The organism is Gluconacetobacter tumulicola (assembly GCF_014174215.1).
Classification (GTDB): domain Bacteria; phylum Pseudomonadota; class Alphaproteobacteria; order Acetobacterales; family Acetobacteraceae; genus Gluconacetobacter; species Gluconacetobacter tumulicola.
The window spans coordinates 1-22,561 of sequence record NZ_JABEQL010000030.1 but is presented as its reverse complement, the minus strand read 5'-3'; the positions used below and the strand labels follow the sequence as shown (position 1 = coordinate 22,561).

General features: G+C 66.6%; 19 protein-coding genes. 6 read left to right on the top strand and 13 right to left on the bottom strand.

The genetic code is table 11. The features are described 5' to 3' along the window. Window positions 1–5: 5 nt before the first annotated feature. From HLH29_RS16410 to miaB, 4 genes are all read right to left on the bottom strand, one after another. Window positions 6–947: a hemolysin family protein gene (locus tag HLH29_RS16410; RefSeq protein ID WP_338030271.1), complete on the bottom strand. Its 942-nt coding sequence runs from the start codon at window positions 945–947 to the stop codon at window positions 6–8. Beyond that, window positions 944–1,459 (bottom strand): rRNA maturation RNase YbeY, encoded by a 516-nt coding sequence (gene ybeY, locus HLH29_RS16405; protein ID WP_246374338.1) that lies wholly within the window; start codon window positions 1,457–1,459, stop codon window positions 944–946. The genes HLH29_RS16410 and ybeY overlap by 4 nt, the downstream gene beginning before the upstream one ends. Before the next feature lie 52 nt (window positions 1,460–1,511). After that, window positions 1,512–2,582, bottom strand: coding sequence for a PhoH family protein (locus tag HLH29_RS16400; protein ID WP_182968485.1), 1,071 nt, complete (start codon window positions 2,580–2,582; stop codon window positions 1,512–1,514). A gap of 83 nt (window positions 2,583–2,665) precedes the next feature. Continuing rightward, on the bottom strand, window positions 2,666–4,039 hold the full coding sequence (gene miaB, locus HLH29_RS16395; RefSeq protein ID WP_182968484.1) for a tRNA (N6-isopentenyl adenosine(37)-C2)-methylthiotransferase MiaB: 1,374 nt from the start codon (window positions 4,037–4,039) through the stop codon (window positions 2,666–2,668). 503 nt (window positions 4,040–4,542) lie between these two features. On the opposite strand from miaB, the gene HLH29_RS16390 reads away from it, so the two are divergent. The 3 genes from HLH29_RS16390 (at window position 4,543) to HLH29_RS16380 (ending at window position 11,829) form a co-directional block, all read left to right on the top strand. After that, window positions 4,543–6,489 (top strand): autotransporter assembly complex protein TamA, encoded by a 1,947-nt coding sequence (locus HLH29_RS16390; protein ID WP_182968459.1) that lies wholly within the window; start codon window positions 4,543–4,545, stop codon window positions 6,487–6,489. Further along, window positions 6,489–10,745 carry a translocation/assembly module TamB domain-containing protein gene (locus HLH29_RS16385; RefSeq protein ID WP_182968458.1) on the top strand — a complete coding sequence of 1,419 codons (4,257 nt, stop codon included), beginning with the start codon at window positions 6,489–6,491 and terminating at the stop codon, window positions 10,743–10,745. The genes HLH29_RS16390 and HLH29_RS16385 overlap by 1 nt, the downstream gene beginning before the upstream one ends. Window positions 10,746–10,848: 103 nt before the next feature. Next, a complete protein-coding gene (locus HLH29_RS16380) occupies window positions 10,849–11,829 on the top strand; it encodes a sterol desaturase family protein (RefSeq protein WP_182968457.1) in 981 nt (326 codons plus the stop codon). Between the two features lie 50 nt (window positions 11,830–11,879). Here the strand turns inward: HLH29_RS16380 and HLH29_RS16375 are convergent, their stop codons facing one another. Beyond that, window positions 11,880–12,470 carry a CarD family transcriptional regulator gene (locus HLH29_RS16375; RefSeq protein ID WP_182968456.1) on the bottom strand — a complete coding sequence of 197 codons (591 nt, stop codon included), beginning with the start codon at window positions 12,468–12,470 and terminating at the stop codon, window positions 11,880–11,882. Between the two features lie 68 nt (window positions 12,471–12,538). Continuing rightward, entirely contained in the window at window positions 12,539–13,414 is an 876-nt protein-coding gene (locus HLH29_RS16370) for a bestrophin family protein (RefSeq protein WP_182968455.1), read from the bottom strand. A 229-nt stretch (window positions 13,415–13,643) separates the two neighbouring features. Here HLH29_RS16370 and HLH29_RS16365 point away from each other — a divergent pair, with 229 nt between their 5' ends. From HLH29_RS16365 to HLH29_RS16355, 3 genes are read left to right on the top strand one after another with little or no spacing between them, the layout of a single operon-like run. Then, window positions 13,644–14,759, top strand: a complete 1,116-nt coding sequence (locus HLH29_RS16365) for an S-(hydroxymethyl)glutathione dehydrogenase/class III alcohol dehydrogenase (RefSeq protein ID WP_182968454.1) — start codon at window positions 13,644–13,646, stop codon at window positions 14,757–14,759. 2 nt (window positions 14,760–14,761) lie between these two features. Continuing rightward, a complete protein-coding gene (fghA, locus tag HLH29_RS16360) occupies window positions 14,762–15,610 on the top strand; it encodes an S-formylglutathione hydrolase (protein ID WP_182968453.1) in 849 nt (282 codons plus the stop codon). Between the two features lie 20 nt (window positions 15,611–15,630). After that, entirely contained in the window at window positions 15,631–16,422 is a 792-nt protein-coding gene (locus tag HLH29_RS16355) for a ribonuclease T2 family protein (RefSeq protein WP_182968452.1), read from the top strand. 3 nt (window positions 16,423–16,425) lie between these two features. Here the strand turns inward: HLH29_RS16355 and HLH29_RS16350 are convergent, their stop codons facing one another. The 7 genes from HLH29_RS16350 to HLH29_RS16320 all read right to left on the bottom strand — a co-directional run bounded on the left by HLH29_RS16350 (window position 16,426) and on the right by HLH29_RS16320 (window position 22,392). After that, the gene (locus tag HLH29_RS16350; RefSeq protein WP_182968451.1) at window positions 16,426–16,845 is read right to left on the bottom strand and encodes a secondary thiamine-phosphate synthase enzyme YjbQ; all 420 of its coding nucleotides are present in this window, start codon (window positions 16,843–16,845) and stop codon (window positions 16,426–16,428) included. Window positions 16,846–16,858: 13 nt separating this feature from the next. Beyond that, window positions 16,859–17,854, bottom strand: coding sequence for a tryptophan--tRNA ligase (trpS, locus tag HLH29_RS16345; protein ID WP_182968450.1), 996 nt, complete (start codon window positions 17,852–17,854; stop codon window positions 16,859–16,861). 65 nt (window positions 17,855–17,919) lie between these two features. Beyond that, complete coding sequence (locus tag HLH29_RS16340) at window positions 17,920–18,396, bottom strand: c-type cytochrome (RefSeq protein WP_246374337.1); 477 nt, start codon at window positions 18,394–18,396, stop codon at window positions 17,920–17,922. A 31-nt stretch (window positions 18,397–18,427) separates the two neighbouring features. Further along, a complete protein-coding gene (locus tag HLH29_RS16335; protein WP_182968449.1) occupies window positions 18,428–18,919 on the bottom strand; it encodes an FKBP-type peptidyl-prolyl cis-trans isomerase in 492 nt (163 codons plus the stop codon). A 48-nt stretch (window positions 18,920–18,967) separates the two neighbouring features. Further along, a complete protein-coding gene (locus HLH29_RS16330; protein ID WP_182968448.1) occupies window positions 18,968–20,197 on the bottom strand; it encodes an argininosuccinate synthase in 1,230 nt (409 codons plus the stop codon). Window positions 20,198–20,337: 140 nt separating this feature from the next. Continuing rightward, window positions 20,338–21,555, bottom strand: a complete 1,218-nt coding sequence (rlmN, locus tag HLH29_RS16325; RefSeq protein ID WP_182968447.1) for a 23S rRNA (adenine(2503)-C(2))-methyltransferase RlmN — start codon at window positions 21,553–21,555, stop codon at window positions 20,338–20,340. Between the two features lie 93 nt (window positions 21,556–21,648). Continuing rightward, window positions 21,649–22,392 (bottom strand): TlyA family RNA methyltransferase, encoded by a 744-nt coding sequence (locus tag HLH29_RS16320; protein ID WP_182968446.1) that lies wholly within the window; start codon window positions 22,390–22,392, stop codon window positions 21,649–21,651. Window positions 22,393–22,561 lie beyond the last annotated feature (169 nt).

The window sequence follows — 22,561 nt, the reverse complement described above, 5'->3', positions numbered from 1 at the left end:
GACAGTCAGGCGGTGGGCGAGGGGGCCGGCGGGGGCGGCCTGACGCGCACCTTGCGGATATGCAGGGCATCGGCGTCCAGCACGCGGAAGACCAGACCGCTTTCATGGGTCAGGACCTCACCGCGCGCGGGCACATGGCCCGCCAGGCGGAAGACCAGGCCGCCCACGGTCTCGATCTCGGCCTCGCGCTCGGCCTCGGTCAGCAACGGACCCAGCCGGGCTTCGAATTCCTCGACCGGCAGGCGGGCATCGACATCGAACGTGCCGTCCGGCCGTTCCTGGATCAGGACCGCCGTCGGTTCGTCATGCTCGTCGGAAATGTCGCCGACGATGGTTTCCACCAGATCCTCGATCGTCACCAGCCCGTCGACGCCGCCATATTCGTCGATGACCAGCGCCAGATGCAGGTGGCGCTGGCGCATCTGCAGCAGCAGGTCCAGCACCGGCATCTGCGGCGCCACCATCAGGGGCTGGCGCAGCAGCGATTCGACGTTGAAGGCCTCGCTGGTGCCGGCATAGGCGATCAGGTCCTTCACGTGGATCATGCCCACGATATCGTCCAGCTGCTCGCGATAGACCGGCATGCGCGAATGGTTTTCGCGCCGCATCAGGGCCAGGGCATCCTCCTGGCTCAGCGACACGGACATGGCGACGATATCGGCGCGCGGGATCATCACGTCGTCGGCGGTGATGCCGCGCAGCCGCAGGACGTTCGCGATCAGCGCGCGTTCCTGCCGGTCCAGTTCCGAATTGGCGTCCGTGCCGTCGCCTTCTGCCTCGTTGGCTTCCTGCACCAGGGCGGCGATGGAATGGCGCAATCCCTGTTCGCCGCGCCGGCGGCCGAACAGGGAGAGCAGGCCCCGGCCGCGCGGGCGCGGCGCATGGGCGTCGTCAACCCGTCCCGGCGCGCTCTCGGGCGGCGCGGAATCGGGCAGGGGGCGGTTCACTGCGCGTCCTCCATACGTCCCGACGGCGAGCCGGGGCGGAACTTCCATGGATTGGGAACGGACAGGCGCCCCAGGATGCGGGCTTCCTCCATTTCCATCCGCCGCGCCTCGCCGGCCTGGTGATGGTCATGGCCGCGCAGATGCAGGATGCCATGGACGATCAGGTGCATCAGGTGATGCCGGATCGGCCGCCCTGCCGCCTGGGCCTCGCGCCGGACGGTTTCCAGCGCGATCATGATATCGCCGCCCGGCATGCCGTCGGGATAATCGAAGGTCAGGACATTCGTGGGTTTGTTGCGGTCGCGGTGGCGCGCATTCAGTCGGCGGATCGTGCGGTCATTGTCCAGCGCGATCGTGACCGGCGCGGGCTCCTCGCCGGCCCAGGCGGCGCGCGCGGTGCGGCGCACCAGGGCCGCGAGGCCCGGAACGGCGCTGTGCCAGCGCGCGTCGGCGACGATCACGTCGCACTCCGGGTCGTCCTGCGTCATGGTGGAGTGAGGGCCGGCGGCCATTCCGGCCGCCGGCGGTCTTATAACGTCCCCGTCCGTTTCGGCGGGGCGTTTGCTACTTCGCGGTTCCATTGTTCTCCCGGCGCGCCCTGCTGCGGGACATGTCCCGTTCGGCCGCCGCTCGCTGATCATAGGCGTCCACGATGCGCGCGACCAGCGGGTGTCGCACCACGTCGTGGGATTCGAAGCGCATGATACCGATTCCCGGCAATCCTTCCAGCGTATCCACTGCGTCGCGCAGGCCGGACGTGACGCCATTGGGCAGGTCGACCTGGCTCAGGTCGCCCGTCACCACCATGCGGGTGCCGCTGCCCATGCGGGTCAGGAACATCTTCATCTGCGCGGCCGTGGTGTTCTGCGCCTCGTCGAGGATGACGAAGCTGTGGGCCAGCGTGCGGCCACGCATGAAGGCCAGGGGAGCGACCTCGATCTCGCCCGTGCCCATGCGCCGGACCACCTGGTCACCGGGCATCATGTCGTGCAGCGCGTCGTAGAGCGGGCGCAGATACGGGTCGATCTTCTCCTTCAGGTCGCCGGGCAGGAAGCCCAGCCGCTCGCCTGCCTCGACGGCGGGGCGCGACAGCACGATCCGGTCGACCTGGCCGGCCTGGAGCATCGCCACGGCCTGGGCGACCGCCAGATAGGTCTTGCCGGTGCCGGCCGGCCCGATGCCGAAGACCATTTCGGTCTGCGCCAGCATCTCCATATAGCTCGCCTGACCGGTCGAGCGGGGGGCAATGGCGCCGCGCCTGGTGCGGATGGCGGGCAATTCCGCCAGTGGCACGCGCGGGGTATCGGAGATGGGCGCTGCGGCGTGGGTCATCCTGGTCCGTCCTTCGGATGCCGGGCGGGGCATGGTGTGGTGGGCGGCGGCCATACGGATCGCCGCATCGATATCGGCGCTGTCCAGTTCGCCACCGCCGCCCTGCAGGCGCTGATAGAGGCTGGCCAGCGCCGCCTGGGCGATTTCCACGCGGTCGTGGTTGCCATTGAGGGCGACGCGATTGCCGCGGCAGGACAGGCGGATGCCGAATCCACGTTCGAGATGAAGCAGGTGACGGTCGTGATCACCGACGAGCTGTGCCAGCAGGGCATTGTCGTCGAATTGCAGCGTGACCGTCCGCATCGCGGCGATGTCGGACGGGGCTTGATGATCGCGCGTCCGGGCAGGGCGCCGGCCGGGCAGGATCGCTGATACCGTCTGTTCTCTCAAGCGAAGGCTCTCTCCTGTATGAGGGTTCCACTCAGTGAGTTGGTGTAACGCTCCCGGATCTCGACCTGTGCGATCTGCCCGATCAGCGTATCGGGCCCATCGACATGCACGGGTTGCAGATAGGGTGACCGGCCGGACAACTGCCCCGGCTTGCGCCCGCGCCCGGTAAACAGCACGGGAACCACGCGCCCCACCGTCCCGGCATTGAACGCGTCCTGCTGCGTGCGCAGCAGGGCCTGCAATGCCTGCAGCCGTGCGTCCTTCACGTCCTCGGGCACCTGCATCGGCGCGCCGGCGGCCGGGGTGCCCGGACGGGGGGAATATTTGAACGAGAACGCCTGCGCTAATCCGACATCGCGGATCAGCTGCATCGTCGCCTCGAAATCCGCATCGCTTTCACCGGGATGGCCGACGATGAAATCCGACGACAGCGCGATGTCCGGCCGCGCGTCGCGCAGGCGCAGGACAAGGTCGCGATATTCGGCGGCGGTATGCCCCCGGTTCATCGCTGCCAGGATCCGGTCCGAGCCCGACTGCACCGGCAGGTGCAGGAAGGGCATCAGCGCCGGCAGGTCGCGATGGCCGGCGATCAGCGCGTCTTCCATGTCGCGGGGATGCGACGTGGTATAGCGGATGCGTGCCAGCCCCGGGATCGCCGCCAGGGATTCGGCCAGCCGTGCCAGCCCCCAGACGCGGCCGTCCGGCCCCTCGCCGTGATAGGCGTTCACGTTCTGGCCCAGCAGCGTGATCTCGCGCGCGCCCGATTCGACCAGGCGGCGGGCCTCGCGCAGCACCGAATCGACCGGGCGGCTGGATTCGGCGCCCCGCGTGTAGGGCACCACGCAGAACGAGCAGAATTTGTCGCAGCCTTCCTGGATGGTCAGGAAGGCCGTGATCCCGCCAGGCGTCTGCGGGGCCTGGGCGTCGGGCAGGAAATCGAATTTCTGCTCGGCGGGGAAATCCGTGTCGATGACGGCGCCGGCCGCCCGTGCCGCCCGCGCGACCATCTCCGGCAGGCGGTGATAGGTCTGCGGGCCGAGCACGATATCCACGTAAGGCGCGCGGGCCAGGATTTCCGCCCCTTCGGCCTGAGCCACGCATCCGGCGACGGCCAGGATGGTGCGCTGCCCTTCGGCGGCACGGGCATCCTTCACCAGACGCAGGCGGCCGAGTTCCGAGAAGACCTTTTCCGCCGCCCGGTCGCGGATATGGCAGGTGTTCAGGATCACCATGTCGGCCGCGTCGGGGGTTTCGACCGATTTGTAGCCCAGGGGGCGCAGCACGTCGGTCATGCGGGCGCTGTCATAGACATTCATCTGGCAGCCCCATGTGATGACATGGAGGCCCTTTACCTCCCGGCCGGACTCCATGGGGGGGCAGACGGAATGCTGGGTCACGATTGAAACTTCCTGGGCGCGCCGCCGGACCATCCCGCGCGGTCGCGGGAACACATCATATGCGCGGGGCGCCCGGTCAAGGGCACGAGTCGAAGCACTCGGGGCGTGACAGCATCATCGTGCGGCAAACCTCCCTCATACAGGGCGGGACGCGGCGGCGTCGTTACCTGTCTGATCAGGTAAAAATACGGGGCCTTTTGTCAAGGCAAGTTTCCGAGTCCCGGGTAAAAACCCTTCCGCGCGTCATGAGATTGTTTTTTGTCGTCTCATCAAACGATTGCCTTATAAACGGATTAAATGTGCTCGTGCGGGCGAGCGGGCGAGCGGGCGAGCGGGCACGTGAACGATGGACCGGTCGGACCGGTGAGCGGGATGAAGCACAGGAACGGGACAGGGATACATTGACAGCGGTGCGGCGACGTCGCGTGTTTTCGGGGCGAAGAGCGGACAGGGCAGATCGGCCGGACCATCCTGGTTTGGCCGCATGGAATGGAGACCCCGCGCGCCGGAGCGGTCTTGCCGTTGTCGGCGGCGTTCTTGCGGTCGCGCTGTGCTGGCCGGCCGATACGGTTCTCGGCGCCGATCCCCAGACTTACACCACCACCGTCACGCCGACGGGCCAGGCCGAACTGGATGCCGCGATCAGTGCGTCATCCAGCCTGCTGTCCCTGCAGAAGACCCATGCCGTCAGTCCGTTCGCCCTGGCCGGCCGGATTCGCAACGATTACGACCGGCTGCGGACCGCGCTCGAAAGCTATGGCTATTACGCCCCGGCGATCCGCATCACGGTGCGGCCACAGGGCGCGAAGAATGCGGTAGCCGCTGCCTCGATGGACGGGACCGATCCCCGGCTTCCGGAATGGCTGCTGGCAATTCCCAAGGGGCAGGCGGTACAGGTGACGATCACGCCGACCCGGGGCGAGATCTTCCGGCTTGGCCGCGTGACATTGGTGCGCGCATCGGGTGACGGAACCGGGCCGGTGGTCCTGAATGCGCTCGAGAGCAAGGCCCTGGGGGTGAAGGCCGGCCAGCCGGCTGTCGCGTCCGACGTGCTGACGGCGGGGGCGAACCTGCAGAGCCAATTGAAGGAGGAAGGGCACGCGCTGGCACAGGTCGATACGCCGAAAGCCTGGCTGCGACCGGTAACCCATACGCTCGACGTCGAATATACGGTGCGCAGCGGCCCGGTGGTGACCATCGGCGCGATCAGCCTGTCCGGCATGACGCGCACGCATCCCGCCTATATCGCCCGACGGATGACCATCCACCCCAACGATTTGTATCAGCCGTCGCGGATCGAATCCGCCCGGCAGGATCTGGCCGGTCTGGGCGTGTTTTCCGATGTGCAGGTCAATGATGCGCCGCCCCTTACGGCGGGCAGGCAGATGCCGCTGTCGATGGCATTCAAGGAAGGCAAGGTCCGGATGGTGGCCGTGCAGGGCGGGTATTCGACCGACCTGGGCGGGCGGGCCGGCGTCAGTTGGACCCACCGCAACATCTTCGGCAATGCGGAACGCCTGCGTCTGACGGCCCTGGTGACCGGGCTTGGCGGGTCGGCCCAGCAGGGGCTGGGCTATGATGTGTATGCCGACCTGATGAAGCCGGATTTCGGGTCCCGCGACCAGAATCTCAGTGTGCGGGTCGAGGGCATCCGCCAGCTTCTCTATTCCTACCGGCAGACGGCGCTGCTGGTGCGGGCGGGCGTGGTGCGCAAGCTGGGGCAGCGCTGGACCGTCTCGTTCGAAGGGCAGGCCGAACAGGAACATATCGACCAGATGGGGATATCGAACGATTATACCATCGTCTCGCTGCCCCTGGGGACGACCTATGACAGCACCGGCCTGGACAACCCGATCGACCCGGCCACCCATGGCGTCCGCGTGGCTGCCAGCGTGACGCCATCGGCATCGCTGATCAACGGCATGTCGTTCTTCACCATCATGCAGGCGAACGCCTCGACCTATTTTGACCTGACGCATCTCGGCATTTCGCGGCCCGGCCGCAGCGTCATCGCGGTGCGGGGCATCGTGGGCAGCGTGCAGGGCGCCTCGACCTTCGACATCCCGCCCGATCAGCGCCTGTATGCCGGCGGCAGCGCGACCGTGCGCGGCTTCCGCTACCAGGGGGTGGGGCCGCAATTCGACGGCAGCAAATATGCCATTGGCGGCACCTCGATGGATGCGGGATCGGTCGAATTTCGCCAGAGGCTGTTCCGCAGCTTCGGCGGGGCGCTGTTTGCCGATGCGGGCCAGGTGGGCACCGGCAGCCGGCCGTTCCAGGGCACGCTCCGGGTCGGGGCAGGCGCCGGGGTGCGTTATTATACGCCGATCGGCCCGGTGCGCGTGGATATCGCCGTGCCGCTCAACCGGCCGAAACGCGGCGATACGTGGGGACTCTATCTCGGTCTGGGGGAAACGTTCTGATGGCGCCAGACACTCCGCCCCCATCCGCCGGGCGCCCACGGCGCTGGCCCCGGATTGTCGCCTGGACCGTGGGCCTGCTGGCTGGCGTCCCGCTGGCGGTGGTCGTGCTGGGCGTGGTGGCGATCCTGATCGTGGCCAATACGGGCTGGGGCCGCCATTCCATTGCACGCCAGACGGCCGAGCTGACCGGCGGCGCGGTCACACTGGACGGGATTTCGGGCCGTTTCCCCGACGCATTGCGCATCGCCCATATTCGCCTCAATGACCGCCAGGGGATGTGGCTGTCGATCGACGGGCTGGAACTGGACTGGCGGCCGACCCATCTGCTGGCCCGCCAGGCGCGCATCGACCGGCTGTCGATCGCGCGTCTGGCCATTCCGCGCCTGCAGATGGAAAGTGGAGCGAAACCCTCCACCAGCAACAAGAACGGCGGCAGTTTCGACCTGGGGATCGACCTTCGTGCCGTCCATATCGGGCGGATCGAGGTCGGTGCGGGAATTGCGGGCACCGAGGCCGCGTTCTCGCTCGACGGCAGCGCGCGGCTCGCCCATCTCGCGCCGATGCTGGACGGGCTCAGCGTGGCGACGCTGCCCACGGCGGCAATCGACCTCAACCTGAAGCGCCTGGACCGCGTCGGGACATTGACCCTGCGGACGCAGATCGTGCCGGGACGCCTGGGGCTGCACCTTGTGGCCGACGAAGGGCCGGGCGGCTTTGCCAGCACAGCTGGGCTTGAACCGCTGGACCCGTTGCATCTGGCGCTGGATCTGGATGGCCCCCGGGATGCGAACCATCTGGCCTTCACATTGAACTCCGGAGATATATCTTCCAAAATCAATGGAATAATTGATTTTATCAATGTAAAATCTCAATTGTCCATCACGGCCCGTGCGCCCCATATGACAGTGCGTGATGGGATCGGCTGGCAAAATCTCGTCCTGGATGCGCATCTGTCGGGCGATGTGCATCATCCGGTCGGAGAGGGTCATCTGACTCTGGACCGACCGATGGGGGCGGGCGTGGCCGCCAGCCGGATCTCGGTCGATTTCGAGGGGCACGAGGCGACGGGCGGCCAGCCGTCGGTCGCCCGTCTGCATGCCGCCATCGATGCGCTGTCGATCCCCGGCAGCGATCCCGGCCTGTTCGCCGCCGCGCCACTGACGCTGGATCTGTTCCTGCATCCTGACGATGCGGGCTGGCCCCTGGATGTCCGGCTGGACCATACGCTTCTGCACCTCGCAGGGCAGGTGATGACCGCCACGCCGGCGCATGGAACATTCGACCTCGATGTGCCGGCGCTCGCGCCGCTGGCAGAGGCGGGCGGGACCGCCCTGACGGGCCGGCTGGCCCTGCACGGGGTCTTCGCGATGCCGGCGCGGCCCGATGATGCGACGACGCTGGCGCTGGATGGCCCGCTGTCGATCACCGGCGGCCAGCGTCAGGCCGTGTCCCTGATCGGTCCGGACGGCAAGCTGTCCCTGCGCGCTTCCATGCAGCAGGCGGTGGGCGATCATCCCGCTCTTCTGCGCATCGACCGGCTGGCGCTGGACGGGCAGGCCATGCATCTGGCGGTATCGGGCACCCGGACGAGTGCCCCCGCTGCCGATCCCGTGACGGGTGGAAAGGCGGGCCCGGCGGTGAATGCGACCGCGCATCTGGCGATCGACGACCTGCAGCGGGCCTCGCCGGCCGTGCGCGGGCAGGCGGGGCTGACGCTGGCGGTTGACGGGCCACTGACCGATTTCTCCGCCACCGCGCATCTCGACGGGCAATTGGGCACGAAGGAGATGCCGGTCGGCCCGGTCATGCTGGATGCCGTCTTCCATCACCTGCCCAGCCATCCCCAGGGCACACTCATGGCCAGGGGGATGGTAGACGAGGCGCCCCTGTCGATCGCCGCCGATCTGGAGCAGGACCCGCAGGGGCGGCGGACCATCGATCTGGCGCATCTGGACTGGAAAAGCCTGTCGGGTAGCGGGCATCTGGTGCTGAACCCGCATCGGGTCACCCCGCTGGGCACGCTGGATGTGCAGATGGAGCGGCTTGCCGATCTGTCGCACCTTGTCGGGCAGCCGATATCCGGTTCGCTGAAGGCGTCGATCCGCACCGCGAACCCCACATCCGGCCCTGCCGCCAACGGGGGGCAGGCGGGCCAGCCGCCAATCGTGACGGTGGCCGTCGACGGTAATCTGGCCAGCGCGCGGGCGCGGCTGCGCAGCCTGTCCCTGGCCGGCACCGTCGCTGATCCGCTGGGAACCACGCGGACCGACATGACATTGCGGCTGGATGGCGTGTCGGCGCCCGGCGTGGCAGGAGATATCCGCGTGACGGCACGCGGGCCGCGCGACGCGATGGCGATTGGCGCCAATGCGACATTCCAGGCGCTGGCCGGGGCTCCGGCGGCGCTGGCCACCACGCTGGTCGTCGATACACCGGCGCAATCGGTGGCTATCCGGTCTCTGGAGGCCAATGTGCGGGGCGAGACGATCCGCCTGACGGAGCCGGCCCGGATCGGCTTCGGCAAGACTCTCGGCGTCGATCATCTGCGCCTGACGCTGGCGCCCCCCGGCGTGGCGGCGGCCAGGATCGACGTCGCCGGCACGGTAAAGCCCGCGCTGGGCCTGACTGCGACGGTTGACAACCTGACGCCCGCCATCGCCCGCCCCTTCATGCCGTCGCTGCGGGCCGACGGGACGATCAGTGCCCGGGCGAGCCTGCGCGGCACGACGGCCAATCCCCAGGGCACGGTGACGGTGACGGCCAGGGGACTGGCCTATCACAGCGATTTCAGCGGTGCACTGCCGCCGCTGAATATGGATGCGACCGCCCAATTGTCGGGCACCCAGGCGCGTGTCGATGCGACGGCCCATGCGGGATCGCTGCTTGACCTCGCGGTACGCGGCACGGTGCCGACAGGTTCAGCCGGCTCCATGGGGTTGCAGGCTGACGGCCATGTCGATCTCTCGGCGGCCAATGCCTATCTGGGCGCCCAGGGGCGGCAGGTCGAGGGGGTGGCCCGTCTGTCGCTGGCGCTCCGTGGCGCATTGTCGGCGCCGAAAGCCTCGGGAACGGTGACCCTGGCCGGAGGGCAGGTGCATGATTATGCGCAGGGGATCCAGCTTTCGAACATGCGGGGCACGATCATCGCGCAGGATGACCGGCTGACGGTCGACAATCTGTCGGCCACGGCCGGGCCGGGCAGTATTGCCGTCAGCGGTATGCTGGGGGCCTTTCAGCCGGGCCTGCCCATCGATCTGCGGATTACGGCCAGGAACGCCCGCCCCCTGGCCAGCGACCTGGTGACGGCGCAGATCAATGCCGACATGACCGTGCGGGGTGCGCTTGCGTCGCGTATCGACGTGGCGGGGCAGGTGGTCATTCCGCATGCCGAGATCAATATTCCCAGTTCGCTGCCGCCGTCGATCGCAACCCTGGATGTGATCCGTCCGGGCGACAAGCCTCCGGCAGCCGACGCTGACGGGGCAGGCAAATTCGTGGTCGGGCTGGATGTCACCGCGTCTTCGCCGGGCCAGATGTTTGTCCGCGGACACGGGCTGGACGCAGAAATGCGCGGCCGCCTGCATGTCGGCGGAACGGCCGAGGCCCCCGCCATCGCCGGTGGGTTCGCGATGCGGCGGGGCAATTTCAACCTGGCCGGCATTTCGCTGGAATTCACGAAGGGTCAGGTAGCCTTCAACGGGTCGGGCGTGACCCAGGCAATCGACCCGACGCTGGATTTCGAGGCCGAGCGCGCGACCAGTGCCGGCACCGCGCGGCTTCTGGTGGGCGGTTATGCCAGCGCGCCCAAGATCACCTTCTCGTCCACGCCGCCGCTGTCGCAGGATCAGATCATGGCGATGCTGCTGTTCGGCACCGACGCGCAATCGCTGTCGACCACCCAGATGGCCGAAATCGCGGCGGCGGTCGCGACCCTGACCGGCGGCTCGGCCTTCGACCCGCTGGGCAAGGTGCGCAGCACGCTGGGGCTGGACCGGCTGCAACTGACAGGCGGCTCGGGGGTCGGGAAAGGAAACGGCACCAGCGTCGAGGCGGGCAAATACGTGATGCGCGGCGTGTATGTCGGCGCAAAGCAGGCCACCAGCGGGTCGGGCACGCAGGCGCAGGTCCAGGTCGACCTGACGCGCCGCCTGAAACTGAACACCACCGTCGGGACGGGCGGCAACGTCACCGGCTTCACCACGCCCGAGAACGACCCGGGCAGCAGCATCGGCCTCTCCTACCAGTTCAACTACTAGAAGATCGGCGATGTCTTGATGGAAGCGGGTTTCTCCCCTTAAACCCGTAAAGGGGTGACGGGCCTTCGCGCGCCGTCGCGCGCATGACAGCAGGATGGCAGGAATGATCGATCCATTTTCATGGCTTGCCGGGTGGATTCAGGAAAACTGGCTGATCCCGATCCTCTACCGTTTCGGGTGGATGGAGTGGGAAGACACATCCTTCCTGTGGGCGATGTTTGCGATTTATGGCGTGTTGCAGGTCGTATTGAACCTCGCGATCTGCATGCCGCTGGAGCGGTTCTGGCCCCTGCGCCGGTGGGAAAACCGCGATAATGTGAGTATGGACATTGTCTATACCCTGATCGCGCGCATCGGCCTGTTTCCCCTCGTGACGTTCTTCGGTTTCTACGAGATCCAGACCTGGCTGAACGGCGTACTGACCGACCATGGCTATATTCCGCCGACGCTGGAGAGCGTGTTTCCCACCCTGATGGATTGGCCGGTCGCGACATTCTTCCTGTATGCCGTGATCCTGGATTTCGCCGAATATGTCCGGCATCGCCTGTCGCATCTGTTCGGCTGGTGGTATGGGCTGCATGCCCTGCACCATGCACAGACGCAGATGACCTTCTGGTCTGATGATCGCAACCACCTGCTGGACGATGTCACATCCTATGTCTGGGCCATCGTCGTCGGGTTGCTGATCGGCGTGCCGCCGCTGCAATTCCCGCTGCTGATCCTGTTCCTGCGGCTGGTCGAAAGCCTGTCGCATGCCAATACGCGGGTCGGGTTCGGCTGGCTGGGCGAGCGTATTCTGGTCTCGCCGCACTTTCACCGCGTGCATCACGGCCTGCGCGCGGCCGGGCGGCGCTCGTGCAATTACGGCGCGGTCTTTCCCTGGTGGGACATGATACTGGGGACGGCGAATTTCTCGCACAATGTCGTGGAGACCGGCGACCCGAAGGCCGAGCCGGCGCTGGTCAGCGGCGGATGGCTGGCACAGCAGGCAGCGGGGCTGCGTCTGTCATGGCGCCTGGCGACCCGTCGCTGGCGGCGGGCCGAAACCCGGTCGCCAGCGGCCACGGGGCCAGGCGGAGCATGAACATATGATCTCTCCGGCCCCGGATGCTTGCGAGGCTGGGCCGGGCAGGATCAGGCGGCTTTCATCGCCGCCGTCAGGGCTTCCAGCACCGCGGCCGGCTCCTTGCCTTCCAGCACCGCGACTTCGGCCACGAAGCGTTCCTGCGCGGCTTCGAACAGCTTGCGCTCGCTGAAGCTGCCGTCCAGGCTGTCGACATTGCGGCGCAGGTCGCGCAGCACTTCGGCGATCTGGACCAGATCGCCGGAATTGATCTTTTCCTGATAGGCGACGGCACGGCGGGCCCACATGCCACGGCTGACATGCGGCTTGCCCTTGATGATGGCCATGGCCTTGTCCACGATCTCGCGCGAGACGATCTTGCGCAGGCCGGCCTTGCGCGCCTTGGTCAGCGGGATGCGCAACGTCATCTGGTTGCCGGGGAACGAGATCTGGATCATTTCCAGCTTGGTGCCCGCGATCTCATCGATGCCGATGCGATCCACCCGTCCGACACCATGGGCGGCGTAGACGATGGCGTCGCCCTCGCGGAAGGGGTCTTCGTCCTTGACCTTGGTCTTGGCCTGTGCGGCGGTTGTGGCAGCGGCAGTGCGCGCCATTGCGTCGGTCACACCGCCCTTGGGGGTCGTTCTGAACATGCTCATTTGTGTAGTTGTATCACATTTTTCCCATTCTGTCTCGATCGTCGGATCGTGTCCGCCCCGTGAAACGCTCAGGACTGCACGCCGCGCACCGCCGCGATCGGGCCGCCGACCGGGATACGGACGGGCTGCAGCAGGTCGATCTCGATCGTCCGGGCCATGGTCAGCATCGGCATGGCGTGGGGCGAATTATCGAACGGGTCCTGCAGGTCACTGCCGATCTTGTCCAGGGCGACGAACAGCAGCCCGACCAGCGATGACCCGAGTGGGGTGATCCACCCCAGCGTCTGGACCATCGACAGTGGCAGGACGACGCAGAACATATTGGCCACCAGCCTGGGAATCAGCGAGAACTGGATGGCCAGCGGCGTATTGCGAATGCGCTCCAGCCCGCCCTGGGCATTGGCCAGATCGGACAGGATGCGGTCGATCTGGCCGTGGACGGCCCCGTCGATCCGCTGCCGCGCCACTTCCTCGGTCACCGCCAGTCCGATCTGATACAGGATGGCGTTGGGCTGATTGTTCCACCCGGTGATTGCGCTCTGCATCTCGGGCGGCAGCAGCCGGGCGACATCGGCCGAACCGTCCAGCCGCCCCAATGCGGCGCGCAAGGCGTAGGGGTAGGCCGCCATGGCACTGGCCAGATCCGGCCGGCCGCCCAGCAGCGACCCGGCCTGTCGGCCGAACGAACGGCAATTGTTCGTGATCGCGCCCCACAGCGTCCGGGCTTCCCACCACCGTCCGTAAGCGACGTTGTTGCGCACGCCCAGGAACAGCGCGACGGCCGAGCCCAGCAGGGACACCGGCAGGGTCGGCTGCTCCATCCAGTCCTGATGGAAGACCTGGAACATGACGACGACAAAGACGTCCCATGCCCCCAGGAGCGCCAATGTCAGCAGGCTTTCGCGCATCAGGATGAATAATCCGATCCGCCGGTCGACGATCATCGATGCTTTCTCCCTCTGGACTGGATGCGTTCGCGGGCCCGCAACGCCGGCCAGCCGACGGCCATACTGACGACGCTCCGGGGAAAGACAACAGGCTGAACGGAAAAACGAATTTTGTGACAGTCGCGACATTCTCTGTTGCAAACCCGTCGGGCGGCATTGACCCTTCTAGAGATGCCACCCTTTATGATGCGGTAATTTCGAAGCACGATTCTGAAGAGGCACGATCATGGACGTAAGGGCGGCGGTCGCGTTCGAGGCTGGCAAGCCACTCGAGATCGAGACGGTACAGCTTGAGGGCCCGAAAGCGGGCGAGGTGCTGGTCGAGATCAAGGCCACCGGATTGTGCCATACCGACAAATACACGCTCTCCGGCGCCGATCCCGAGGGGCTGTTTCCGGCCATCCTGGGGCATGAGGGCGCCGGCGTGGTCGTCGAGGTCGGGCCGGACGTGAAGCACCTGAAGCCCGGCGATCATGTGATCCCGCTCTACACGCCCGAATGCCGGGAATGTAAATCCTGCCTGTCGCGCAAGACCAACCTCTGCACCGCCATCCGCGCGACGCAGGGCAAGGGATTGATGCCGGACGGCACCAGCCGTTTTTCCTACAAGGGGCGGCCGATCCATCATTATATGGGCTGCTCCACCTTCGCGAACTACACGGTGCTGCCCGAGATCGCGCTGGCAAAGATCCGCCCCGACGCCCCGTTCGACAAGGTCTGCTATATCGGCTGCGGCGTCACCACGGGCATCGGCGCGGTGCTGTTCACCGCCAAGGTCGAGACCGGATCGACGGTGGTGGTGTTCGGCCTGGGCGGGATCGGGCTGAACGTCATCCAGGGGGCGCGGATGGTGGGCGCCGACATGATCGTCGGCGTGGACATCAACCCGGCGCGCGAGGAGATGGCGCGCAAGTTCGGCATGACCCATTTCGTCAACCCGAAGGATCTGGAGCCCAACGGTGACGTTGTGGGGCACCTGGTCGAACTGACCGGCGGCGGTGCGGATTATTCTTTCGAATGCGTGGGCAACCCGACGCTGATGCGTCAGGCTCTGGAATGTTCGCATCGCGGCTGGGGCGTTTCCACCATCATCGGCGTAGCCGGCGCGGGGCAGGAGATCAGCACCCGTCCGTTCCAGCTCGTGACCGGCCGTCGCTGGATCGGCTCGGCCTTCGGCGGCGCGCGCGGGCGGACCGACGTGCCGAAGATCGTCGACTGGTACATGGACGGCAAGATCGACATCGACAGCCTGATCACCCACACGCTGCCGCTGGAGAAGATCAACGAGGGCTTCGACATGATGACGCGCGGCGAAAGCATCCGCACCGTCGTCGAGTTCTGAGCGTGGCGATCACCACCCGCGCTACCCATGCCTGTTGCGGCGGCACGCTGGGTTTCTACAGCCATCCGTCCGACAGCCTGGGGTTGGAAGCGCGCTTCGCGGTCTTCATGCCCGATGGCGCCTCGACCGACGAGCCGGTGCCGGTCATCCACCTGCTGGCCGGCCTGACCTGCACCGAGGAAACCTTCCTGATCAAGGCCAATGCGGTGCGCTTTGCGGCGGAATACCGGATTGCGCTGGTCGCGACGGACACCTCACCCCGGGGGGCGGGAGTGGCGGGTGAGGATGACAGCTATGATTTCGGCAGCGGCGCCGGGTTCTATCTGGACGCGACCCAGGCACCATGGTCCACCCATTACCGCATGGGCACCTATATCGCCGAGGAACTGCCCGCTCTGACCGAGGCCCATTTTCCCGTGGATGGAGCACGGCGCGGCATCATGGGGCACTCGATGGGCGGCCACGGGGCGCTGGTGCATGCACTGCGCGCACCCGATCGCTGGAAATCGGTCTCGGCCTTCGCGCCGATCGTCCATCCGGCGGCGGTGCCGTGGGGCGAGAAGGCCTTTACCGGCTATCTGGGGCCGGATCGCGCGACATGGGCGGTCCATGATGCCACCCTGCTGCTGCGCGCGGGCCACACCCACCCGACGACCATCCTCGTAGACCAGGGCGATGCGGACCAGTTCCTCGATGCACAGTTACAGCCCTGGCATCTGGAAGAGGCCGCCAGGGCGGCTGGCCAGAAGCTGATCCTGCGCCGCCACCCCGGCTATGATCATTCCTACTGGTTCATCCAGTCCTTCATCCAGGATCATCTGATCCACCACGCGGCCATCCTGTGTCGATAAAGCAAAAGAATAGAATGACGATGGCCTATCGTGTGGCAAGCCACGCGCGCCTTGCGCTCGGCGGTCTTGTGCTGGCGGCCGGAATGGCCGCCTGCGCGCCGACCACCGTTTCGCCGCCGCCCATGCAGGTGGCAGGCAGCGTGATCAGCCCGCCCGCGCATGGCGATTTCGGCCATTATACGCTGGCGCTCACCTGGCAACCCGGCTTCTGCGCTAGTGGACCGGGCTGCCAGCCCGACCAGCCTAAAGCGCCGCTGATCGGCCTGCATGGGCTGTGGGCATCACGGCCCCAGCAGCTCATTGCCGAAGGTGTGCCTCCGCAGCGCTGGTGGGCCGCCGGATGCGACATCTATCCCGGGCAGGAGCCTGCCGCCCCCCTGGCCGTGAGCAGCGAGACGAAGCTGGCACTGGACCAGAGCGTGGCGCATCTGACGCACAGACTGCCCGACCATGAATATCACAAGCATGTCCAATGTTTCGGCATCCCGGCCGAGACGTTCTTCCATACCGCGCTGGACATGCGCACCGTAGTCGCGCAGTCCGATTTCGGTACCGTCCTACAGGCATGGCAGGGGCAGGTCGTCACCAGAGACGCGGTGATGAAGGCGTTCCACGTCGCGTTCCATACCGAAACGGATCGTGCGCTTCAGCTTCGCTGCGAGCACGACCATGCGGGCCACGACGTGCTGACCCAGCTATGGTTCACCCTGAAGCGCGAGCGGGTGGCGGACTTCCCACGAGCCAGCGCCTTCATGCGCGCGCCAGAGGCGCAGGATAATTGCCCCGCGCGCTTCCTCGTTCCGACGTGGTGAGGATTATTCGCCGATCAGGTGCAGGATAAGCTGCCGGCGGTGGGGCTGGCGGCGGTGCTCGAACAGATAGAGCCCCTGCCACGTTCCCAGAACCGGTTGCCCGTCGGCAACCGGGATCGAAAGTTGGCTCTGGGTCAGCATGCTCCGCAGATGGGCGGGCATGTCGTCGGGCCCTTCATCGTCATGGATGTAACGGCCCGGCGCCTCGGGGACCAGTGCCTCGAAGAAGCGTTTAATATCCTCGCGCACCGTCGGGTCGGCGTTTTCCTGCACCGTCAGCGATGCCGAGGTATGCCGGCACCAGATCGTCAGCAGCCCGGTGTCGATCCCGGTATCCGCGACCCATTGCCGGACCGCATCGGTAAACATCACCAGCCCCTTGCCACGGGTCGGGATGTCGAGACGATGCAGGGCCTGGCGCATGGTGCTGCCTTTCCTATTTCAGAAAGCCGACAAGACGTTCGGCCTCGCTGACGATCGGCTCGGCGATCTCCGCCGCCCGCCCGGCGCCGTCACGCAGCACCGCGCGCAAATGGTCCGGCGCTTCCAGCAGGCGCCTGGTTTCGTCGGCGATCGGGACCACCGTCTGCACCAGCACCTCGGTCAGCGCCGCCTTGAACGGGCCGAACCCTTCGCCGCCATGGCGCGCCAGCACCTCGCCGGCCGTAATGCCGGCCAGTGCCGCATAGATATCGACCAGATTGCGCGCCTCCGGCCGGTCCAGCAGGCCGGCCGGTTCGGTGGGCAGGGGCTCGGGGTCGGTCTTGGCGCGGCGGATCTTGAGCGCGATCGTGTCGGCGTCGTCGGTCATCTCGATCCGGCTCTGGGCTGAGGGATCGGATTTGGACATCTTCTTCGTGCCGTCGCGCAGGCTCATGATGCGCGCGGCGGCGGGCGGGATCAGCGCCTCGATCGCCGGGAAGAATTCGACGCCGTAATCATGGTTGAATTTCTGGGCGATGTCGTTGGCCAGTTCCAGATGCTGGCGCTGGTCGTCACCGACCGGAACCCGCGTTGCCTTGTAGGTCAGGATGTCGGCGGCCATCAGGTTGGGATAGACGTACAGCCCCGCCGAATGGTTCTCCCGGTCCTTGCCTGCCTTGTCCTTGAACTGCGTCATGCGGTTCAGCCAGCCCAGGCGGGACACGCAGTTGAAGATCCAGCCCATCCGCGCATGGGCACTGACGGCGGACTGGTTGAACAGGATATGGGCCTTCGGGTCGATGCCGGCAGCCAGCAGGACGGCGGTCTGGGCCAGAGTCTGCTGGCGCAGGACTTCCGGCTCCTGCCACACCGTGATGGCATGCAGGTCCACGAGGCAGAAAATGCACTCGTGATCGGCCTGCAACGCGACCCAGTTGCGGATCGCGCCCAGATAATTGCCCAACTGCGGAATACCGGTCGGCTGAATGCCGGAGAATATGCGTTGCATGAGGGTTCTTTTCAGGCGTCGGACCCGATCCGGTCAAGCCGGTCGTCGATCACGACATCCGGGTTTCAGGGCAGGGGATGCAGGCGGTCCAGCGCCTGCCGTTCGTCCGCCACGCGGGAAGGGCCGAGAGGCGCGGCCCGCTGTGCCGCGACATCGCCGGCGGCGAAGGATGGCGGATCGGTCCGGCCGCCGCTGGCGGACAGATAGGTCAGGATTGCCGCGATCTCGGTATCCGAAAGGCGGCGAAACGACGGCATGGAAAAATTATACCGGTCGCCATTGGCGACCAGCGGGCCATTCAGGCCGTTCAGCAGCACATCGACCAGATAATGTCGCCCGTCCGGGGTGCGGGCGATCCGGTCGATCCGCCCGGTCAGAGGCGGGATTTCCCCCAGCATGCCTTCGCCGCCATGATGGCAGATCCCGCAATTGGCCCGGTAGCGTGCCTGGCCGAGATTATGGTGCGACGAACAGCCGCCCATCGCCAGCAGGCCCAGAAGGCCCGCGACGAAGGGGGCGAGGTGCCGCGCGCGCCGCATCATGCGATTTTGCGCACCGGCGCGGCTCCCGCGCTTACTGCTTCGAGACGCCCAGAAGCTGGATCTTGAAGATCAGCGGGCTGTCGGCCGGGATGATACCCATCGAACGATGGCCGTAGCCCAGTTCGGGCGGCACATACAGCATCCAGGTATCGCCGACATGCATCAGGGGCAGCGCCTCCATCCAGCCCTTGATCACCCCGTCCAGCGGCATCTGCATGTAAGAGCCCTTGCCGTGCTGATCGGAGCTGTCAAATATGCCGCCTTCGGGCAGGCGGCCTTCATAGATCACCATCATCCCGTCGCCGACCGACGGGCTCTGCCCGTCCTTGGGGCCGCTCTCCAGCACCTTGTAAGCCAGCCCGTCGGGCAGGCTCTGCACGCCGGGCTCGGCCCGGATCTTGGCCATGAACTGCTCGGGCGTCATGTCCGGCTTGGATTCCTCGGGGCGTGCGCCGCACGCCGCCAGCGACAGGGCGGTCGCGGAAGCCAGGAGGAGGGAAGTGACGCGGGACAGACGTTTCATGACACCTCGGTTTAGCGGAAATGGAAGGGCGGGAAGGAGGCGTCGCGCTTACAGCGCGCCGCCCCGGCGTCCGATCTGGGCCCCCAGGCGCAGGCGCAGCGCGTTCAGCTTGATGAAGCCCTGGGCGTCGGCCTGGTTGTAAGCGCCCTCGTCATCCTCGAAGGTGACGACGCGGGTATCGTACAGGCTGTTGGGGCTTTCGCGACCCACGCAGATCACATTGCCCTTGTAGAGCTTCAGCCGCACGCGGCCGGTCACCGAATGCTGGCTCTCGTCGATCAGGGCCTGGAGCATCCGGCGTTCGGGCGAGAACCAGAAGCCGTTATAGATGATCTCGGCATAGCGCGGCATCAGGCTGTCCTTCAGGTGCCCGGCCTCACGGTCCAGCGTGATGGACTCCATGCTGCGATGGGCCGCCAGCAGGATGGTGCCGCCCGGCGTCTCGTAGATGCCGCGCGACTTCATGCCGACGAAGCGGTTCTCCACCAGGTCCAGGCGGCCGATGCCGTTCGCCTTGCCCAGTTCGTTCAGCCGCGTCAGCAGGGTGGCCGGCGACAGGGTCACGCCGTTCAGCGCCACCGGATCGCCCGAGACGAAATCGATCGCAATCTCGGTCGCCACATCCGGGGCGGCCTCAGGCGAGATGGTGCGCTGGAACACGATCTCGTCCGGCGCTTCGGCCGGGTCTTCCAGCAGCTTGCCTTCCGACGAGGAGTGCAGGAGGTTGGCATCGACCGAGAAGGGGGCTTCGCCGCGCTTGTCCTTGGCGATGGGGATCTGATGTTCCTCGGCGAAGGCCAGCAGGCGGGTGCGCGAGGTCAGGTCCCACTCGCGCCAGGGCGCGATCACCGTCACGTCGGGCTTCAGCGCGTAATAGGCCAGTTCGAAACGCACCTGGTCGTTGCCCTTGCCGGTCGCGCCATGGGCGACAGCGTCGGCGCCGACCGCCTCGGCGATCTCGATCTGGCGCTGGGCGATCAGCGGGCGGGCGATCGAGGTGCCCAGCAGATACTGGCCCTCGTACAGCGTGTTGGCGCGGAACATCGGAAAGACGAAATCCTTCACGAAGGTCTCGCGCAGATCCTCGACGAAGATCTCCTTCACGCCGAACATCTCGGCCTTCTTGCGCGCCGGCTCCAGCTCTTCGCCCTGGCCCAGGTCGGCGGTGAAGGTCACGACCTCGCAGCCATAGGTGGTCTGCAGCCAGCGCAGAATCACGGACGTATCGAGACCGCCGGAATAGGCGAGCACGACCTTCTTGACGTCCTTTGCGGCCATGGAACGGGATCTCCTGTCGTCGAATCTGAAAGGGTGAAAGAGTGCCGGCGGCGGGGCGCCTGATCCCCGCCTCCTAGCATCGGATGGAAGATGGTGCCAGCGGGGGCCGCCTGAAATGCAGGCGCACGCCCGGCTGGATATCAGGCCGGCAGGCTGCGCCGTTCGCGCTGGCTTTCGGTACGCAACTGCCCGCATGCGGCCAGGATGTCGCGCCCGCGCGGCATGCGGATGGGCGAGGCGAAGCCCGCATCCATCACGATCTGGGCGAATTTGGCCAGTTGCTCGCGCGTCGACGGCCGGTAGTCGCTGCCGGGCCAGGGGTTGAACGGGATGAGGTTGACCTTGGCCGGAATGCCGGCGATCAGGCGCACCAGTTCGCGGGCATCGGCCTCACTGTCATTCACGCCGCGTAGCATGATGTATTCAAACGTGATCCGCCGGGCGTTGCTGGCCGCGGGGTAGCGGCGGCAGGCGGCGATCAGTTCCTCGATCGGGTATTTGCGGTTCAGCGGTACGATCTCGTCGCGCAGGTCGTTGCGCACGGCATGCAGCGAGATCGCGAGGTTGATCCCCAGTTCCGACCCGCACTGGTCCATCATCGGCACCACGCCGGAGGTGGAGAGCGTGATACGGCGGCGCGACAGGCCGATGCCCTCGCCATCCATGACGATCTTCATCGCCTTGGCGACATTTTCGTAATTATACAGTGGCTCGCCCATGCCCATCAGCACGATGGTCGACAGCAAACGCGGGGTTTCGCCCCTGGGGCTGGGCCATTCGCCATAGCTGTCGCGCGCCGCCATGAACTGGCCGACGATCTCGGCCGCGCCCAGGTTGCGCACCAGCTTCTGCGTGCCTGTATGGCAGAAGGTGCAGGAGAGCGTGCAGCCGACCTGCGACGAGATGCAGACTGCGCCGCGATCCTCGCGCCGGTCGGGGATATAGACGGTCTCGGCCTCCTGCCCGTCGCGGAAACGGAACAGGAACTTGCGCGTATCGTCGGTCGAGGTCTGGACCGTCGTGGCTTCCGGCCGGCCGATGACGAAGCGTTCGGCCAGCTTCGCCTGCAACGGCTTGGCGATCGAACTCATGCGCGAGAAATCGGTCACGCCCTGATGATAGAGCCAGTGCCAGAGCTGCTTGGTACGGAACGGCTTCTCGCCGATTTCCACCAGCGCCTCGGTCAGTTCCTCGCGCGACAGGCCGACCAGGTCACGCCGCCCGTCCGGCAGCATGCCGGTCGGCGGGGCGAACAGGGCGGATTTCGCCAGGATGCGCTGGCGCTCGACCTCGGTGAGCGAGGCGGCCAGGCCGGTCTCTGCGGGGATCTGGGGCGCGTGAGCGGAAACGGCGGTCATGAACGGCTACTCATCGGGCAGGCGCCACGTATTATCGCGGCGCGAATGGGCTGAATCCGCGCTGCCTACCACATCCAGACGGAAAAAGGGGAATTACTCTGCGTCCCGCCGCGCGGCGATCAGGAATTCGCGATTGCCCTCGGGCCCGGTGATCGGGCTGGGCTCGACCCCGAGCACGGTCCAGCCGGGTAGGGCGGACCACCATTCCCGGATCATGGCGCAGACCGAATCATGCACCGCCGGGTCGCGCACCACGCCCTTGGCGCCCACGGCCTCGCGCCCGGCCTCGAACTGCGGCTTGATCAGCGCCACGGCCCAGGCGCCTGGCCGGCACAAGGCCAACCCGGCGGGCAGGACGGTGCGCAGGCCGATGAAGCTGGCATCGCAGACCAGCACATCGATCAGATCGGGAATGGCCGTGGCATCCAGCGTGCGGGCGTTGCATTTCTCCAGCACCACCACGCGCGGGTCGCTGCGCAGCTTCCACGCCAGTTGGCCATGCCCGACATCGACGGCGAAGACCCGCGTGGCCCCGTGCGTCAGCAGCACGTCGGTAAAGCCGCCGGTCGAGGCCCCGACATCCAGCGCGACTGCACCCGCCGGGTCCAGGTCAAAATGCTCCAGCGCGTGCGCCAACTTCACGCCGCCGCGCGAGACCCAGGGGTGATCCTGCCCCTTCAGCAGCAAGGGGGCGTCCTCGGGCAATTGGTCGCCGGCCTTGGCCACGCGCCGATCGCCCGAATAGACCACCCCGGCCAGGATCAGTGCCTGGGCGCGGGCACGGCTTTCCACCATGCCCCGGTCGACCAGCATCTGGTCCGCGCGCTGCTTGGCCATGACCGCTATCGCCGGATCAGGCCGTCTGCTGTGACGACGCCACGCCCAGAGCGTGCATGGCGGTGGCTGCGATGGCGGTGGCGTCGAGCCCGGCCTCGCGATACTGGGCGTCCTGGGTGTTGTGGTCGATGAAGCGATCCGGCAGCGTCATCGGGCGGAAGCGGACGCT

What these genes read in the sequence shown, in the direction of transcription:
- ybeY (WP_246374338.1), bottom strand. Translation starts at nt 1,459, where the DNA reads ATGGCCGCCGGCCCTCACTCCACCATGACGCAGGACGACCCGGAGTGC.
- HLH29_RS16400 (WP_182968485.1), bottom strand. Translation starts at nt 2,582, where the DNA reads ATGCGGACGGTCACGCTGCAATTCGACGACAATGCCCTGCTGGCACAG.
- miaB (WP_182968484.1), bottom strand. Translation starts at nt 4,039, where the DNA reads ATGGAGTCCGGCCGGGAGGTAAAGGGCCTCCATGTCATCACATGGGGC.
- HLH29_RS16385 (WP_182968458.1), top strand. Translation starts at nt 6,489, where the DNA reads ATGGCGCCAGACACTCCGCCCCCATCCGCCGGGCGCCCACGGCGCTGG.
- HLH29_RS16380 (WP_182968457.1), top strand. Translation starts at nt 10,849, where the DNA reads ATGATCGATCCATTTTCATGGCTTGCCGGGTGGATTCAGGAAAACTGG.
- HLH29_RS16375 (WP_182968456.1), bottom strand. Translation starts at nt 12,470, where the DNA reads ATGAGCATGTTCAGAACGACCCCCAAGGGCGGTGTGACCGACGCAATG.
- HLH29_RS16370 (WP_182968455.1), bottom strand. Translation starts at nt 13,414, where the DNA reads ATGATCGTCGACCGGCGGATCGGATTATTCATCCTGATGCGCGAAAGC.
- HLH29_RS16365 (WP_182968454.1), top strand. Translation starts at nt 13,644, where the DNA reads ATGGACGTAAGGGCGGCGGTCGCGTTCGAGGCTGGCAAGCCACTCGAG.
- HLH29_RS16355 (WP_182968452.1), top strand. Translation starts at nt 15,631, where the DNA reads ATGGCCTATCGTGTGGCAAGCCACGCGCGCCTTGCGCTCGGCGGTCTT.
- HLH29_RS16350 (WP_182968451.1), bottom strand. Translation starts at nt 16,845, where the DNA reads ATGCGCCAGGCCCTGCATCGTCTCGACATCCCGACCCGTGGCAAGGGG.
- trpS (WP_182968450.1), bottom strand. Translation starts at nt 17,854, where the DNA reads ATGCAACGCATATTCTCCGGCATTCAGCCGACCGGTATTCCGCAGTTG.
- HLH29_RS16340 (WP_246374337.1), bottom strand. Translation starts at nt 18,396, where the DNA reads ATGATGCGGCGCGCGCGGCACCTCGCCCCCTTCGTCGCGGGCCTTCTG.
- HLH29_RS16335 (WP_182968449.1), bottom strand. Translation starts at nt 18,919, where the DNA reads ATGAAACGTCTGTCCCGCGTCACTTCCCTCCTCCTGGCTTCCGCGACC.
- HLH29_RS16330 (WP_182968448.1), bottom strand. Translation starts at nt 20,197, where the DNA reads ATGGCCGCAAAGGACGTCAAGAAGGTCGTGCTCGCCTATTCCGGCGGT.
- rlmN (WP_182968447.1), bottom strand. Translation starts at nt 21,555, where the DNA reads ATGACCGCCGTTTCCGCTCACGCGCCCCAGATCCCCGCAGAGACCGGC.
- HLH29_RS16320 (WP_182968446.1), bottom strand. Translation starts at nt 22,392, where the DNA reads ATGGCCAAGCAGCGCGCGGACCAGATGCTGGTCGACCGGGGCATGGTG.